Consider the following 17,124-nt stretch of genomic DNA (forward strand, 5'->3'; position numbering starts at 1 on the left):
TCAGCACATCTTCCCTACTATATGAGAATATTTACTTAATAGTTTTGTTTACTTCATAAATCTTAGAATCATCTAAATCTGAGTCAGGAAAGGAAATTCCAATTCCAATCGGTACCATGCTCTCACTAAAGGAAAATCCTAGGTCATCAAATACATTTACTTTAGGGTGAAGCGGGTAAATAAGAAGCATTCCATTTTCTTTTGGTCTCAGTTTTCTAATCTCTTGCTTGTCTTTCATATTCTTTATTTCAACTTGATTGAGATCAATAAATTCCTGCCGCGAAGCAACTATAGCCCGGATATCAATTTTAGCCTGTCCTTGATTGGTATACTCTTCCGCCTTAACACCACGAACTACAGCTGAACCAATCTCTAATGTTCCAAGACGTACTGGAAACTTTTCAAGACCACTTTTATCACTTGGATCTCCTTCAACTACTGCTACAGTCCAATACAAGAGCTCTCCAATATCACTAACTTGCTGAATATAATTTACAATCTTGATACTATCGACTTTATCTGCACCCTGACTAGTTTTATATTCAGATAAGAATGTTAATACTTTATCGACACCAACTTTCTGAGCTATGTAGTAGCCCGTTTTCCCTGAGCCTATACGTATCTTTTTGAAATCGGAGGATAATTTATTAATTAAATTCTCTGTCACTTTCATATTGTGAGAAAAAAAAGATTCCTTGTTCTCATATATACGAGTTTGCTGCAGGGTCAGCCTATAAATGACATTTGTTATAGAAGCATTTCTCATTTTTAACGGACTTGTTAAGGTCATGGTTGGATGACTTAGCATTTTTACTGCGTATTCCAATGGTGTCTTTTTTTCTTTTGCTAGCCTGTCAAATTCTCTTCGCAGTTCAATCATAGCAATGGCAAGATGTTCAAAATTTGAAGCAATCTCTGCGGTAGTGTAAATTCTGCACAAGTCCATATATCCTTTTCGATAACCAAACCAGCGTCCCATTTGCATTAAGGTATCGTACATTAACGTATTCCTAAAATAGTAGGTTATGCTGAGTCCCTCAAGCGTAAGTCCACGTGATAACTTATCTCCACCAACTGCGATTACATTTAAACCGTCCTCTTTATATTGGTGATAGTATAATGCATCTTTACTGTTACCATTAATTTCAAAAACGCGGACTTTGTTAGAACTTTCCTTAAGCTCCTGATAAACCTCTTCCCAGCTGAATTCTTGGATGTCACCAGGCCATGCTCTGCTTGTTGGAATTATATCTTCCTCATAAAGCTCTTTAAGTACGTTTACAATCGTACTATTTTCGTTATATCGAATTTGCGTAATAATTTCGTTGAATACTTTATCAACGCCGTCTTTTACACTTGACTGAACATCTTTAAAACGTGAGGTATGAATAAGCATTGAATTATGTTTGTTCCTCTGGCCTCGCAGATTTCGTACAGCGATTGTTAAAAGAAATGCCAATATCGATTCCTCCATCTGGGGAGGAACCTCTTCAAATTTATCAGCATCACCTTTTGTTTTAATTCCAGTAAAGACTTCTATATCCTCATCCCTTAAAGGACGAATTAAACTTGGACGTGGATCGTCAGCTTCTTCTTCAATATTAAAGAATTCCTCTGGACCACAGTATTCCTTAGGCTTGGGCAGCCCAACAAGAAAATCCTTTGGATAAAGATCCTTACCTTCATCTTCCGTTTTGGCCTCAGCACTAATTAATAAATTTGCAAAGGGCGTTGCTGTATAACCCACATAACATCTCCTGTCAAAAATCTCCAAGATCTGCCGTATTAACTTATTAATCGTTTTTGGATCTTCATCTTTGGAAGTATCAACAGATGCTTGATCGGCTTCATCATCAATGATTAAAACTGGAATATCTAAACTAAATAACTTCTTTTGGTATTCGAGCTGATTTTTTAGTGACTCCAGAACAATACTATTCTTTTTAACAACCATAAGAGTCCTTTGATTCAAATTAAAAATGCCGCTTGGTTCAGAAGAGATGTCACGTTCTACAGTAGTCCAAGAAGAAATAATATGATTCGGTGTATTTGCATAGATTTGGGCAACTCCGACAGGTTTTCCAGTCTTATCGATTCTGCTGCCAATTACTTCTTCATCTAATCTGAGCTGTGTCTGAGCTCGAAGATCATTGTGTACCCCTGATAGTACAATCACCAACTTATACCCAATATCGTATGCTTTATTGATTAACCCTGTAAAGTTGGCAGTTTTCCCTGATTGCACATATCCCAAAACAAGCCCGCGCTTGTCAAAAGGATAAATATCCTCAGGGTTACCCAAGGATCTCATAATTTCATTTGTTGAATCATCTATGGAGTCAACGGCTTCTGGATCCCAATTCTTGACTCTGATTAAATAATCTCTGTAGCGGGTCCAAAAAAAAGCTCGCAAGAGTAATTTAGGGCTGTACCATTCCTCCTCTTCTTCTGAACGTAATACAGTTGTTTTTATGATGTCAAAACCAACATTAAACTTCATATACATTTCTAACGACCACTGCTCAACCAATCTTTCTCCTATGTTTTGACCTTGGATAACCAGCTTCGCAAATTCTAGTGCCTGCTCAGCTGCTTTCTCATGGCTGGGCAAAGCAGATTTCAAATTCATATAATTAGTCGCAAAGGTGTGTTCAAATAACTTCTTCGCTTCATTCATGCCTAATATTCGCCTCTTCTATGATTGATTTCAACGTTTTTCGATTTAAACCATCAAAAGCAGGTTGAGTAATAAGTGCATCTATCAACTGCTGCATATCTTCTACAACTTGAAGCTTAATTAAGGTAGATGCAAACTGGATCACTAACTCTTTCGTTGCGTCGGTAACTTTTTGAATTGATTCTTCCTCTACTTTGGGTGAATCGGTTATATTACTGGGTGACCCTAACTGAACAAACTTTAAATACATGTTAAGTAGCTTCGAAGTTTCATCATCAATTCTTTTCTGAATTTCTGATAAAATAGGGTGATTTCTATTTAATACAAATTGCTGTCCTTCATCGCTACCTGATAACTCCCAAGTATTGAGACTCCCTTTGAAGGTTTGACTAGGATGGAATCTTTGAGTCCGATAATAAAAGACATCGCGCGAAATTTTACGAACAAATTCAGCAATTGTTTCAAGCCTTGTTTTTGCATTGTCTGGAGGAATAACTGCAGACTTTTTAATATCTACTTGCCAACCTTCATCTGCAGTATTTGGAATATCGATTCGGACTCTTGCCAGTTGGGATGAAGTATCCTTTTGAAACATACCCAACCAATCTCCATAATGCAGCAATCTATTCTCACGGTATATATAAAAGCCTTGATGATCTCTCCATCCTCTGCTACCACCTGCCCTTTTGTATTCCATTTCATTTAAGAATGAAGCATGCGGAAGAACATAGTATTTTACTTTAATTTTGTTTCCATTTATATTTAGAATCTGCGTTTCACCTTCCAGAGTGGAAGGGTGCTTAACCAGAAAAGGATCCCAAGGATCTAACTCGTTTCCATTTAGGAAAACCTGAACCTTACCGTGTTCAATAATTGAATGAAAGACAAACTCTAAGTGTTGATGTATACGTCGAACTTTGGCGAAAAAGCTGCTTTCATGTATCGTGTTTATGGTTCCCGCTCCCATAAACCGATCTAGCTTATCTATACATATAACTGTACCGCCATCTCCTTCAATATCGCACATAAACTGTCTAACTTCATCTGGAATTGTCGTAAACAGCTGCCATTCATTGCATTGAGAGACATGATCTAGATCCCAACAGCGTTGCGAGTAAATTCCATTTTGTTTGGTAAGAACACTCAAGCGCTTACCTAGAGAAAAAGAGGCTGTCTTCAGCCCCATACCAAATCTTCCGAGTTCATTTGGCTGTCTATCTACACGCGGGTCTTTGGAACCAATATTCATTGCTGCTTGAAGCCTATCTTCGTTCATTCCAAGACCATTATCCGCAATAATTATTGCACCATCATTTCCAAAAAACTTGAATTGGAGAATTATTTTAGTCGCTTTAGCATCAAGGCTATTATCAATCAAATCTGCTATTGCAGTCCCTGCATTATATCCTAATGAACGGAGTGCTTGGATTACAGGTGCAGCAGAAGGTTGTGTCAGGATTATATTCATAGCAAGATACCCCTAATTAAGAAAGTAATAACCGATAAGTATTTTTAACATTTTAAAAAATAGACACGTTTCGACTCTCATAGTATACAGCAGTATTCGACACTGAAAACAGATATCCTCCCCAGGTGCTTTATGTTTATCAATTACAAATAAATAAAAAAAGTCTCCTACTCAAAAGAGCAGGGACTCTGTTTTATAAAGTAATAGATTCTTTAGGCATAATTAAACTTGAAACTGTATATTCGACATCTACTCCCAAGTATTTTAATACCTGTTCCGCCACTGCCCTTCCTAAGAGTGGCGGAACAGCATTTCCGATTTGCTGGTACTGTGAATCTTTAGCTCCTTCAAAAACAAAATCATCAGGGAATGTTTGGAGTCGCGCTGCTTCCCTAATACTTATTGCACGATTTTTACTTGGATGAATCCACATTGACTTCCGGACGTTTAATACAGTTCCGGATGGAGTGTTGTAATTAAGTCTCAGATATACAGTATTTTGTGTTCTACCCGGATCAGAATATGTTTGTTTGTATGATTCATCCAGATCATGGAAGTTCTGACCTTGCTCTAATACTTTAAATCTTTCTAATGCAGTATCTGTCGTTTCAGTCATAACATGATTTTGGATCTGATTCGTATCTCCTCGTAAATATTGAAGCAGTGGGGTAGCTCTTTTGAGTATAGGCAAATCAACCGGCCGATCATCTTCCATTATAGTGAACGGTTCAATTTCTTCAAGATCTCCAATAGCATCTTTAACTTTATAAAATCGGTCAGGATCCTTAATGATCGAATCCGGTAGAACTACAGGGACATCCCTAACAAATTCTGATTTGACTCCAATAACAACAAGGCGCTCTCGGAGCTGTGGGGCACCGAAATGAGCAGCATTTATGATATGTTCTTCATTGATAACATAACCAAGGCTCTTAAACTTACGAGTTAAGTAATCCAGTACACCATATGTCAGTACTTTAACACAAACATTCTTATGATCCAGTAGAATATCTACTATCTCAATGTCATTAGATGCAATTTCATTCATTTTCATTAATATCTTTTGAACTTCAATAATTTGATTCAAAGTTATAAACAATTCTTTACGAGAAGAGTCCGTAAGTTCTTTGTTAATTAATAACGCCCCGAGCTTTTGCCACTCTTCTTCGTATGCAGTGCTCCAATAGCTAGTATGCTGTTCTTTCCATTTCATAAGTGCTTTTTGTAAAGCGCTTTGAGCTTTTGCAATATATATATCAGCTTCTTTTTCTTTTCTGCTGATATGGCTTATCTTGGAGAACAAATTTTTGTCACTAATTATATATGAAGATATATCAACATTCATATTAATGCATTTTTTTAGAAAAACAACCAAATTATCTGTCAAACTATTTTGTTTCCCCAAAATCACCTTATCAGGTATAAGTTCTATCTTCAGTTCCTGAACAACTTCTTGCTGATCTTTAGATGAATAGAAAAACTTATGTTTGTCTGATTTCATGGCCTTTACGTTTTCCATTACAAAGGCATCTGGATTCAGTTCCTGAATTGCTCTGACATATTCCTTAACCAATTGGTTATTAGTTGAAATTAGCTCGGACTTCTGCCGGTTTGCATTTGAAAAACCCTGACAAGGAGGTCCGCCAAAAACAAGATTAATCTTCTGACATCCATCTAATATCTCTTGGAAGTTAACTTTTCTTATATCGTTATAATATCTGATATCATCTTCATGACTGTAACGATCATGATTCCGTTTATAAGTTTTCTGAGCAGACTCGTTGTTTTCCACTGCGGCCGCAATTTTCACCCGGCCCGTTTGTAAAAAGCCTAGGCTTAATCCACCCGCCCCAGAAAACAAATCAACAGCCACAAGTTTTTTATCAATCATTATTCCCACCCTTACTCACGAACATTCGTTCCATATATAGCAGCTTAACATTTCATAGCTAATTTTTCAAGTAGCAACTCGTAAAATATCAGAATACAGCATTTTAAAGTTAAATGCTATAAAAAAATCCTACCTTCGTCGGCAGGACAAATATTTAACTCAACGCTTCGATTTTCTCTCTAACAAGTTCCTCCAGATCCTCGCGATCTAAAGTATCTAAAATTGTAACACCGCCAAGCTGATTAATATACATCATTAAACTCCTAAAATTCTCCCTATCAATAAATGATGTCTCCAGTTCCTTTTGTTTAAGTACTGATAGTACGGCTTTCGTAATATCAGGATTTCTCGAAAAACTTCGTTCTAGAAGACTCTGAGCAATGTCTAGTTTGGATAGGAGAACTTTGGTAAGTTCAAAGGGATCTTCTCTATTTTCATCATAAGAAACATAGCCGTACCACCATAAGCGAGCTATACCATTACGAATCAAAGCTCTATCCCGATTTGCCATAAAGAAATAACGCTCTTTAATCGCTTCTACCGGCTTTTCTTTTTCTAAATACGATTCTACTGGCCACCTTTTTCTCATGTAGTTCCAGAAGGTATTGTGAGTTAAGTAGGTCCACAGTCTCTCGTCAGTTGCTTGTATAACTGATAGTCCTTTAAGGGAAGTATAAATTTTTTTAGTATTCTCAAAATCAAAATGAAGTGTACTGCTCTGAGGCATATGTAAATCGATGTTCTCTATTCTTATTGTTGATGGAAAATTCCAGGTAGTTCCCTCAAAGAACTTATAGATCCAAACCTCATCTGATGTATATCTTTCAATATTGCTTAAAATATTTACTTTTAACTCATCAAGTGAACTTTCGCTGATATAATTTAATTCCATAATAAAGCACCTCAGTCCTCATCTTCAAAATTTACTAGGGCAAGAAGCGAGATATTTAATGGATCTCCGATTAACTTTTGCGCAACTGCTATTGTAGAATCAGAAAAGGTATTTTTATTTTCAACATCAATTTCTAATTCTCTTAGTCTGCTTTTAATTACTTGATACCATCTGCATTCTTCGGGGTCAAAATCCTGCTCTTCCGCATTTTTGATCATTTCCAAAATCGATACTAGCGCTGGCATAATGATCAATGAAGACAATAAAGGTTGTAAATTTTGATTTAATGAAATTGTTTTGTAATGTTCAAAATTATCCTCAGAGAGTTTAATGACAATTTTATGCCCAGATGAATCCATGTCAAATGGTATCACGTTTTCACCACGATTAGGCTGAACTGAAAAAATTGAGGGTATCCTTTTTAATGGATCAATCTCTTTTTCAGCAAAAAATGTTCTTTCTGCATCTATACCTAGTACATCACCCCTTTTTACTATAAAGGAGTGGCCTTCATAGTCCGGATGAAACTCAGGTAATGAGTAATTGTTTATATCTTCTGCAGCTAAAATAAAAGAACATATTTGTACTTTTCCCTCTATAGAATCAGCAGGAAGCTGAAACGTAAAAAAAGATTCAAACGAGGTAAATACTTTACGAAATCGAGTTGTGGAGCATTCGAAATGAAAAGCAAAGAGAGCCTTTTTATCTTCTATAAGCTGATTGATCCCCTCACAGCTAGTGACACAGTAGGCCTCAAAAATATATGTATTTTGGGTTTTACTACTTTTGAGTGACGCCTGGAAATCACTATCAATAACATCATCAGAAAAATATGATAATACCGGATGTGGGAATTGCCGATAATTAATTTGCATGAATTGCTACCTCCAAAGCACACCGGAGTGATTCATTTAACTCGACTAATAACTCATATCTTTTATCTTTGTAAAAATATATCGGACCGATCTTTCCATTTCTCCTGAAAGATAAACTCTCCCCGGTTTGCTGTAGGATAACAGATTTTATAGGAGCTGCTTCCCCACCTACTTCTCCTATAATTCTAATCCCGATGTATCCCTCTCCATCTGCATTTGTTTGCATTGATACCTTGTAAGATCCAGCAACCGGATCTACACAGAAAATGCGCGTATGTATCAATTGCAATTTTCCTCCCAGCGCAGGTGTTGTATTATTAGCCTTACCTTTCGGATATTCTTGCCCAAAACCATTTTGGTCATTTTTGTCCGATCCTTTGTCGATTCCTCCGCCAGATACCTTATTCTCCGCTACAGACCCATCACCTTCGTTTTTATTGCCCCCCCACCCATCTTCTATTCCTGCAGCACTTTCCTGATCAGCTGTAAAGTCTTCATTAACTCCAACAAATGTCATCAACTTCGTTCTTTGATGATAAATTTCTAATTCAATGTCTTTAGGAACCGTTTTTTCTCCTTCTACACCGTTTTGATAGAGTTCATGATGGCCTTCAACTTCAACCGAAGCATCATAATGATCAGGTAGATATTGGCTTAATCCCTCTACGTCCAATTCTTCTACAGTATCATTTATTGAAATGGTACGAACTTTTTCATTTATCCAAGTGTAAAGTTTTCTTATGATGCTTTTAGCATAATCCGGATTTTCGTGTCTTTCAGGTTCCCAAGCATTGTGTGTAGGAGGCTCAGTTTTTCTTAAAAAATCGTTTAGATTTTCCCCCTTGGCAATCATTACACCTGCGAACTTGAAAGGTGTTCGGAAGCTGCCCTTATCATAAATTTTCATACCAGTCCCTCTTACCATAGCTACACGTTTCGGAAGATCTTTTCCCGGTAGAACAAATAAATCAACTTCCCCAAGCCCTAAAAAGTCATTTAGAGGGAAGTGATATCTACTGGAAAGAGTATAAGCTTCATAATAATGATACGAGAGACAATCTGGGTCATTTTTTGTATACTTCTCTAATAAACCCGTTAATGAATTAGCATTAATAGTTGTTTCTCCAACTTTGACAATTAATTTTTCATTTAATATAGCAACAAAGAAATTTTCAAGAACAGATTTTATTATTTTTTCTTCCCATCCGTTATTCTCATTAAAACCGGCAATGAATATATCAGTTCCAATATCCGATCTTCTGAAAAGTTTATTCACATCTGCTGTTGCAGTAATTGGTTTGTTTTTTTCAATTATTCCATAATACCCAGTACCCTGTGTCGGCTCCCCGTGTTCATTAAGGTGAGTTACCAGCTTAGCTACACCTTGAAAAGCCTCTATACCACTTCCTACTTCTTTTGTTCCGTAGAACACGGTCCTTAAATCAGAACATGCAAAAGGAGCATGTTTACCAATTCCGAAGGACCCTCCAGAATTTGAGTCCTTATCAGATGAACCCACCGATTTAATGAGGTTGTGCCATCCACCTCTGTGTTCATCTTTAGCCCCTGTTAATCCTGTTGTATTGTAGTCACTTATTTTTAGAAAGGGAATCTGTTCTAATTCCATAATTGAAAGAGCATTTTCGAAAAATTGCCTGGTCTTAGCATTATCCTTCCAATACTCTCTAGATGATTTGAGTATATTTACAAAGCTGTCCTTCTCTGGGAAATAATCAGTTGGTATATATATAAGATTAAAATGAACCTCTACCGGACCAGAATTATTATTATCCTTCGCGTCACAAGAGTTCTGATTAATTTCCCTTGCCAAAGAGTCCAAAGGATTTCCTCGAAATGTTTCAATTCCTGCATCATTTAGCCCCGTTACTTGCCCGTAATTGTTCGGTGGAAAATTCCAATTAATCATGACAATCTCCTTATTTTTTTACACTTTTTAAGGTCTTCATACATTGTGCTGCTAGCTTTTGTACTAGATCAACTGTAACAGCGTTACCGATCTGCTTATATTGTTTTGCCTTAGGCATTCCTTCAGGAAAAGAAAACTTATCATCCTTAAAGCCCTGCAAGCGGGCACATTCTCTAGGTGTTAGTTTTCTAATGCCCCAATCATCATGTATGACAGGAACATTATGGCCTCCCTCACCCATATTTGCTGTAAGTGTAAATGTACAGTCATTTTTATTCTCTCGGACGTAAGCCCTCCTTAATAAATATACGGAATCTCTATTTCCTTCTGCCATTTTGTCCGCAAACATCTTACCGTATTTAGAATTTACATCAAAATAAAAGTCAGAATCGGCTTTAGAGCCCAGATCTAAAAATTCTCTCACATCTTTTTGACTTGGTTCTCCTTCTGGAAACTTAAAATTATTAACCTTAAAAAAATCCTGCGAAAAGGCTACCATGTACAACCGTTCTCTATTCTGAGGAATATCCGTATGTTCTCTAGTGTTTAATACTACTGCATTGCTTTTACCTGATATCAAATTCCCCTTACTGTCCAAAGGTATTCTAAACCAATACCCAGCCCGTTTTATTTCCTCTTCAATGATATTAATGGTCTGTTTATTATTGTGATATATTAGGTTTTTTACATTTTCGAGTACAATTATCTTGGGCCTATTTCTTCCAAACTCTTTTACCAACCTTATTATTTCAAAAAAGAGTTTGCCTCTTGGATCATCAAAACCAAGTTTATTTCCTGCAAGCGAAAAAGATTGACAGGGAAATCCTGCGGTAAGAACATCTACTGCCTCCAGACCATCCTTTACTACAGATAAGTCTTCAATGGACTTCTCATAAAGCTTAGTTTCAGGGTAATTATGTTTATATGTTTTACAAGCATAGGAGTCCAGCTCATTTGCCCATACCACATTAAATCCTTCATCTTTAAAAGCTCTACAGAAGCCGCCGATACCTGCAAATAAGGAGCCTACTCTGTATTTATGCTGCTGTATTACATCCTGTTCCAACTATTCCAACTCCATATAAATACTTTTTAAATACCTCTAAAGAAATTCGACAAAAATTGACCGTCTCCTTCATATGTATCTCTTCATGGGAATCGAATAATGTCCAATTCAATAACTGTCTCTTAGAAAGACTATTTTTATAATCTGTTCACATAGCCCTCGTTCCACAAAGTACCATGTCTTCTATTAATCTTATAGAAGACCCCATCATCATTGAAGGGGTCTCTGCTTTTGCTCTTAACGTTCAAAATAATAATGCAGCCTACATTGGCAAATTTCTTTCATCCACCTGTGCAAAATGACATCCATTCTCCTTCGGTATTCCCTTTCTATTATTCATTTTGTTAACGTCCTCCCTTTGGTTATACTTCCCCAGCGAGAACCTTTACTTCAGCCAAAATTATCAGTCTGTATTTTCAATACAATAAAATCGCCCGAAGAAGTGGTACTAAGTGCTGTCTTCGACATCGATTAAATACACCCTTTCCTGGAAACCACCTCGAGCTTCCGCCTTCTTCTCTCTCAAGGCTTCAAGCTCTTCCCATGTTGCTCCATGTACAACCGTCAGCGCCCGGATAACCTCAAGCATATCTGCAAGTTCTTCCAACGACTCTTTTGGACTTTGAGCGGCAAAGTATTCCTCCAACTCTTCTTTGAGCTTTATGATCAATTCTTTCTTAAACTCTTCCTCATCCAAGATCCGTGTGCGAAATTCTTTGCCTGTAGCTTCAATGACTTGGGGAATAAGATCCCGAACTATCTTATTGTAAACCGGCATAGATTCTCATCCTTTACATGGTTAAATATGTATCTATATTTGTATCATATCAAAGAACCGCTCGAACAAAGACTACTCTTTTCCCTGAAAACGGAAATACGACAAATACCCAATTTGTTTCACAAAATCTGCTCCCAACCATCCCCTATCACCCACAACAAAAAAGACCCCGAATTCCAACCAAGGTTGAAATTCAAGGCCCTTCCCCCTATGAGTAAATAACGCGATGACGCTCATCTGCTATCCCCGATTTTCGATAAAAATACGTATTGATGACATCGCGCCATTCTTTTGCGCTCTCTAGCTGCTCCAACAATCGCTGTTTAACATGCAGGTAGCGCTGCGGATCAAGCTTAGGCTCCAAGGCATCCCAGCGTGCGAGCCACTGCTCCACCTGCTCGACTCCTGCAAAATGGGTGTCATAAATATGCTGAATGACCTTCTTGCCGGATTTTAGCACATGGGTATATGGAACATGGTGGAAAAATAGCAGCAATTCATCCGGGCAAGTCTCCAAATGCTCATACATCGACGCATTGGCGCTAATATATTGGCCGGCGTACCCCGTTCCCGTGGCCTGCGTCCTGTCAACGCCGATTCCGTCGCGGTCCGCGAAATGATACGTTCCCCATTTGGAGTATTCGTAGCCGTCCACGTCAGGGCCGTAGTGAACATGCGGCACGACCATCCAGCCCACGCCAAGCGGGGAGGTATAATTCTCGTAGGCCGGCCACGATTCCATCAGAATGTCCATCACGTTCCTCGTCACATCCGGATCGGGTCCAAAGGTCATCCGGGTCCATTCCTCGCCGATTTCCTCCGCCGTCAGCTCCGGATTCCACAGCAAGCGGCCATAGCCGTAAAGATTGGACTGGGCTAGGTAATGACCGGTCCAGTTGAAGTCATCCCCGATATTGGACACGGCTGTTATGCCGCTGTGCTGATAGGGATACACTTGTCCGGCTACAATATCTTTCACCTTGCTGCCCTCCCCTTGGCAGAGCGTATCGAATTCGAGCACCTCTTTCCATTGCGGAATCAAATAGCATATGTGTCTCTGCTGACCCGTGTACTCCTGCGTAATCTGGAATTCCAGCAGCTGATTCGTTCGTTCCATCGCTCCAAACAATGGCGATACCGGCTCTCTGACCTGAAAATCCATCGGACCGTTCTTGATCTGCAGGATCACATTGTCCTTGAATTTGCCGTCCAGCGGTTTGAAATGATCATAGGCAGCGCGGGCGCGGTCCGTCTGGCGATCCCGCCAATCCTGATGGCAATCGTACACGAAGCATCTCCATAAGACGAGTCCGCCGTAAGGCTCCAGCGCTTCTGCCAGCATATTGGCTCCATCCGCATGATGGCGTCCATAAGTAAACGGGCCGGGACGGTTCTCCGAGTCTGCCTTGACCAGAAATCCGCCAAAGTCAGGAATGGTTCGGTAAATATCGGCCGCTTTCTGTTTCCACCAATTCTGAACGGCCGGTTCTAACGGATCCGCTGTGGATGTATCCCCAAGCTCGATCGGTGCAGCAAAGTTCACGCTGAGGTAGAGGCTGATGCCGTAATCGCGGAACACATCCGCTACGCGTGCCACATCCGGTAGCAATTGAGGCGTGATCAGCTTCGTCTCGGTCTGATGCACATTCACATTATTGATCGTGATTCCGTTAATCCCGACAGAGGCCAGCATTCTGGCGTACGCCCGGACACGAGTCAGATCGGAGATAATTGCATTGTCCTTATAAAATATCGATCGGCCCGCATATCCGCGCTCAATGGTTCCGTCCATATTGTCCCACTGATTCACCATGCGAAGCCGGTACTTCGGATGTTCGATCAGATCAAGCGCTTCGTTCGCTTGGCCCGTCTGCAGCAGACGCATAAAATGAAAGACCCCGTACAGAAGCCCCCTGTCCGATCCTCCTGCAATGAATATGTAATCCTGGTCTCCTCTTACGACGCGGCGTATAATGTAACCTTCATCTCCCACACGCCCGGCTTCTTCGGCTTCCGGCGAGCCGTCAAGCAAAGTCCTTTCGATGCTCCCCAGCGTCCCTGCGACCAAGCAGCGGCCGGCATCCATCTCTTCACGAAGTAAGGGCTGCTCACCTGTCAGCAGAGCAATGCCTGTGGTCAACTCCTGGATCGCTGTACGAAATACTTGCGAAGAAACCGCCTGCGCGGTCACGATCTTGCCCAAATAGCTTTCCAGCGGCTTGATTGCCGCTGCATGCTTCAGCGAGCTCCCATCAACCTGCAACCATGCCGGATCATAACTGCTGTTCATAATGCCTCCTCATGATCATTTCACGAGCTCCGTCGGGTTCATGCCCGTGAATTTCTTAAATACCGTGCTGAAATACGGAATGTTTTTATATCCGACCTGTTCTGCCACTTGGTACACCAATGCATTTTTCTCCATCAGCAGCTCCCGGGCCTTCTCGACCCGTACTCTGGTCAAATAATTGTTGAACGTTTCTCCCGTAATATTCTTAAAAATCATCGACAAGTAGTTTCTCGAAATATATACCTTATCCGCCAGTCCCCCAAGCGTGAGATCTTCGGCATAGTGCTCGTGAATGTACTCGATCATAAAGTCGACAGCCTGGCGATGCTTTCCGTTCCCGCCCCATTCGCGACTGCCGAACACGAGCCCGATCTTGGTGATCAGCCATTCCGCAAGCTCGGATGGACGCTGTAGCTTCGCCATTTCGCGCGTAATGCTATCATTCGGGAAGAAATCGTCAACGATGGTCCCCGTCTCATAGAAAGCAAAGGCGATAATTCCCCACAGCTCCCCTGCCAGCATACTGACGTATGGTTTGGTGATGCCCCCTTGCTGTTCCAATCGCTTCATATAGTCCCTGATGATCGTTTGTGCTTGATGTTCTTGCGAAGTTCGAATCGAACCGGCCAGTTCCAGGTAAAGCTTAACAGGACGCACGGGAGACTTGGCCTCCGCATTGCCCGGCTCCTGTGCACAGTAGAAATACAGCTCATACTCCGGAACCGCCGGCTGCGTATTCACATCGATCGCACGAAAGGCTTCTTCTGTCGAGATACCGATTTCCCTTATACTGCTCTTGCGATCACCGATGCCGATTCGGAGCTTCAGCTTCAAGTAGTTCTGCACACAGTTGATTAATCGGACACCCAGCTGTTCCAGCTGCTGCCGCACTCGCTCCGCTGACTCCGTTCGATCATGATGAATAATGACCACGGAGCGGTTGGTGTGGAGATCCGTATGGTCGAAGCGGGGGAATGCCGCCTGGGTAATTTCGCACACCATATTGCTGATTGCAAATCGAAGGAGGCTCCAGTCCGGCAAGCTTAGATTAGCTGCCCGTTGATCGGAAATCAGCTCGATGCCAATGACCGTATGATCGAAATCGGACCAATACCGATAAGGCTCCGGGATTTCCGTTTGGAGACCTGAATGTTGCAGTGCACCCGCTGCGGCCGATTTGACCCACTCCTTCTCGACGAAGGGCTCGTAAAGCTGCAGCTTCTGGAGCAGTTCATCCTGCTTCATGCGCAGCTCTTCCTGCTCCTCCAAATCGGATATGGCTTCATTTAAAACAGACTTCAGCGTCGGAAGGCTGATCGGCTTGGATAAGTAATCGCTCACGTTCAGGCGCAAGGCTTGACGGGCATACTCGAAGTCCGAGTAACCGCTCAGAATGATCACTTTTCCTGAATAGCCGGTGTTCTTCCGCAGCTGCTCGATCATATCCAGACCATTCATGACAGGCATATATAAATCGGTAATCACGATGTCGGGGTTGGCCGATTCAATCATTTCAAGCCCTTCTTCCCCGTTCAAAGCTTCTCCCGCCCACTCTGCATTCAGTTCATCCCAAGGGATGGCTTTTCGGATTCCCTGCAGCACGGCGCGGTCGTCATCAACGATTCCTATCTTCCACATCTGAAGATCCTCCTTCTTATTTGCAAAAAGGCAATGCCTCACCCTAACTGTAATACGTCATGACCGATCGGCGATAAAACCGCTCAGGCATGACGTAAACCGGGAGTAGACCGGAACATATAAGCTGAAATATTGATTTGGATGCAATGTTCCTACGATCGCTGTTGCTCCCGGATTTTTGGATTTTATATTAAGCGGTAAAAATCCGGTCACAAAGGCGACCACTTCCGTTTCTTCGGAATCATTTTACTCCCTTGCTAGCATCCATCTAGTTCTCATCTCATTTTATATGATCTATTCATATTCCTGCGCGGCCTTCTTCAACGATTCATAGGCCTTCTCCGGTGTTGTTCTGCCGAAGCTCAGCTCATCCCGGACGAGCGGGAAGTCTTTGTCGATGAAGTTCACCCAGCCTTCCGGCCCTGTCGTAAATATCTGTCCGTCCGGCGTCGTTGCGTCAATCAGTTTCATCCCGACCTTTTCGCCCTCCGGAAGATTCGGAATGAGCGACTCGGCGATCTTGGCATTGGCAGGCACACCACGAGCGGTTCCAAGGATAGCCCCTGCCTCCGGATCATTGATGAACCAGTCGATGAACTTTGCCGCTTCTTCCTTGTGCTTGGAATTAGGCGAAAGACTGAAGTACATGGACGGCTTCAGCCAGCCTCCCGCTTCCTCGGCCCGCGGCATCGTAACCAGATCGTACGCCCCTTCCTTCATGCTGTCCCATGTGGTGTAGTTATTGGAGAAGGAGTAGCGGAATAAGATTTTGCCGTTGACCAGCAGGTCTGCCGTCGGATCCATTTCCTTGTCGGATGCGTTCAAATCGGCTGGAGGTATAAGTCCGTCCTTGCGCAGCTGTTCAAACTTCTTGGTCCATTCCAGGAAAGTCGCTTCATCAATATTGAATTTGCCGTCTTCCGTAATCAAGGTGCCCTTACCCTTGGCATAGTGATAAGCGCTGAACATAAAGTAGTTGCCGGCATAATCCAGCGTGAAATATTGGCCTTCCGCCAGTTTAGGCTTTACCTCTTCCGCCAATGCGAAGAAATCATCCCATGTCCAGCCGTCTGTCGGCATCGTTGCGCCCAGCTTCTCAAGAGCCGCCTTGTCGTAGATCATCCCAAAAGCAACCGATCCCAGCGGCACGCCGTATTGTTTGCCGTCTCTCTGCCCGATTGGCAGCAGGCTCGGCGTCAATTCATCCAGTCTAACCTTGGTGTCGAGCTCTTCGAGCTGGTTGCGGGATGTCCAGTCCGAAACCCAGCCCGGGTCCATTTGGAAAACATCCGGCTCGTTATGCGCTGCTGCCTGAGTGGAGAGTTTATCCAGGTAACCGTCCATCCCGGAATATTCGGGCTCGAAGGTAACATGCGGATTTTTCTCCGTATATACCTCCAATGCCTTCAGTGTAGCTTCGTGACGCGGCTGCGAACCCCACCACATAATCCGCAGCTTGACATTTTCTTCTGCCGAACCGCTTTCGGCCTGTGTATTGTTCTTGGTTGAGGTTGTGCTTTCCGTGCTTGAGTTGGTGCTTCCGTTACCGCCGCATGCCGCCACCAGCAAGGAGAACACCATCCATAACGCGACAATCTGCAATCGCTTCCATTTGTTCATGC

11 protein-coding genes are annotated in these 17,124 nt (G+C 41.7%); all 11 read right to left on the bottom strand.

Features of this window, described 5'->3' with window-relative positions; translation table 11 throughout:
* Positions 1–31: 31 nt before the first annotated feature.
* Positions 32–2,677 carry a Z1 domain-containing protein gene (locus tag JNUCC32_RS20135; RefSeq protein WP_192569633.1) on the bottom strand — a complete coding sequence of 882 codons (2,646 nt, stop codon included), beginning with the start codon at positions 2,675–2,677 and terminating at the stop codon, positions 32–34.
* Positions 2,670–4,145, bottom strand: coding sequence for an ATP-binding protein (locus JNUCC32_RS20140; protein ID WP_192569634.1), 1,476 nt, complete (start codon positions 4,143–4,145; stop codon positions 2,670–2,672). Before JNUCC32_RS20140 ends, JNUCC32_RS20135 begins: the two co-directional genes overlap by 8 nt.
* A gap of 193 nt (positions 4,146–4,338) precedes the next feature.
* Positions 4,339–6,036 carry a DNA cytosine methyltransferase gene (locus JNUCC32_RS20145; protein ID WP_192569635.1) on the bottom strand — a complete coding sequence of 566 codons (1,698 nt, stop codon included), beginning with the start codon at positions 6,034–6,036 and terminating at the stop codon, positions 4,339–4,341.
* 154 nt (positions 6,037–6,190) lie between these two features.
* Complete coding sequence (locus JNUCC32_RS20150) at positions 6,191–6,928, bottom strand: DUF6339 family protein (RefSeq protein ID WP_192569636.1); 738 nt, start codon at positions 6,926–6,928, stop codon at positions 6,191–6,193.
* Between the two features lie 11 nt (positions 6,929–6,939).
* Positions 6,940–7,803, bottom strand: a complete 864-nt coding sequence (locus JNUCC32_RS20155; protein WP_192569637.1) for a hypothetical protein — start codon at positions 7,801–7,803, stop codon at positions 6,940–6,942.
* Positions 7,793–9,730, bottom strand: coding sequence for a hypothetical protein (locus JNUCC32_RS20160; protein WP_192569638.1), 1,938 nt, complete (start codon positions 9,728–9,730; stop codon positions 7,793–7,795). Before JNUCC32_RS20160 ends, JNUCC32_RS20155 begins: the two co-directional genes overlap by 11 nt.
* Before the next feature lie 10 nt (positions 9,731–9,740).
* Entirely contained in the window at positions 9,741–10,796 is a 1,056-nt protein-coding gene (locus JNUCC32_RS20165; RefSeq protein ID WP_192569639.1) for a DNA cytosine methyltransferase, read from the bottom strand.
* A gap of 448 nt (positions 10,797–11,244) precedes the next feature.
* A complete protein-coding gene (locus JNUCC32_RS20170; RefSeq protein WP_192569640.1) occupies positions 11,245–11,574 on the bottom strand; it encodes a nucleoside triphosphate pyrophosphohydrolase in 330 nt (109 codons plus the stop codon).
* A gap of 208 nt (positions 11,575–11,782) precedes the next feature.
* The gene (locus tag JNUCC32_RS20175; protein ID WP_192569641.1) at positions 11,783–13,864 is read right to left on the bottom strand and encodes an alpha-glucuronidase family glycosyl hydrolase; all 2,082 of its coding nucleotides are present in this window, start codon (positions 13,862–13,864) and stop codon (positions 11,783–11,785) included.
* A 15-nt stretch (positions 13,865–13,879) separates the two neighbouring features.
* Positions 13,880–15,502, bottom strand: a complete 1,623-nt coding sequence (locus JNUCC32_RS20180) for a response regulator transcription factor (protein ID WP_192569642.1) — start codon at positions 15,500–15,502, stop codon at positions 13,880–13,882.
* A 294-nt stretch (positions 15,503–15,796) separates the two neighbouring features.
* On the bottom strand, positions 15,797–17,122 hold the full coding sequence (locus JNUCC32_RS20185; RefSeq protein WP_192569643.1) for an ABC transporter substrate-binding protein: 1,326 nt from the start codon (positions 17,120–17,122) through the stop codon (positions 15,797–15,799).
* Positions 17,123–17,124: the final 2 nt, after the last annotated feature.

The sequence above is a fragment of the Paenibacillus sp. JNUCC32 genome (assembly GCF_014863545.1).
Lineage (GTDB): Bacteria > Bacillota > Bacilli > Paenibacillales > Paenibacillaceae > Paenibacillus_AQ > Paenibacillus_AQ lautus_A.

Bases quoted from the DNA above. Each gene is read 5' to 3' on its own strand.
- JNUCC32_RS20180 (WP_192569642.1), bottom strand. From the start codon at position 15,502: ATGTGGAAGATAGGAATCGTTGATGACGACCGCGCCGTGCTGCAGGGA.
- JNUCC32_RS20170 (WP_192569640.1), bottom strand. From the start codon at position 11,574: ATGCCGGTTTACAATAAGATAGTTCGGGATCTTATTCCCCAAGTCATT.
- JNUCC32_RS20175 (WP_192569641.1), bottom strand. From the start codon at position 13,864: ATGAACAGCAGTTATGATCCGGCATGGTTGCAGGTTGATGGGAGCTCG.
- JNUCC32_RS20145 (WP_192569635.1), bottom strand. From the start codon at position 6,036: ATGATTGATAAAAAACTTGTGGCTGTTGATTTGTTTTCTGGGGCGGGT.
- JNUCC32_RS20185 (WP_192569643.1), bottom strand. From the start codon at position 17,122: ATGAACAAATGGAAGCGATTGCAGATTGTCGCGTTATGGATGGTGTTC.
- JNUCC32_RS20155 (WP_192569637.1), bottom strand. From the start codon at position 7,803: ATGCAAATTAATTATCGGCAATTCCCACATCCGGTATTATCATATTTT.
- JNUCC32_RS20160 (WP_192569638.1), bottom strand. From the start codon at position 9,730: ATGATTAATTGGAATTTTCCACCGAACAATTACGGGCAAGTAACGGGG.
- JNUCC32_RS20140 (WP_192569634.1), bottom strand. From the start codon at position 4,145: ATGAATATAATCCTGACACAACCTTCTGCTGCACCTGTAATCCAAGCA.
- JNUCC32_RS20150 (WP_192569636.1), bottom strand. From the start codon at position 6,928: ATGGAATTAAATTATATCAGCGAAAGTTCACTTGATGAGTTAAAAGTA.
- JNUCC32_RS20135 (WP_192569633.1), bottom strand. From the start codon at position 2,677: ATGAATGAAGCGAAGAAGTTATTTGAACACACCTTTGCGACTAATTAT.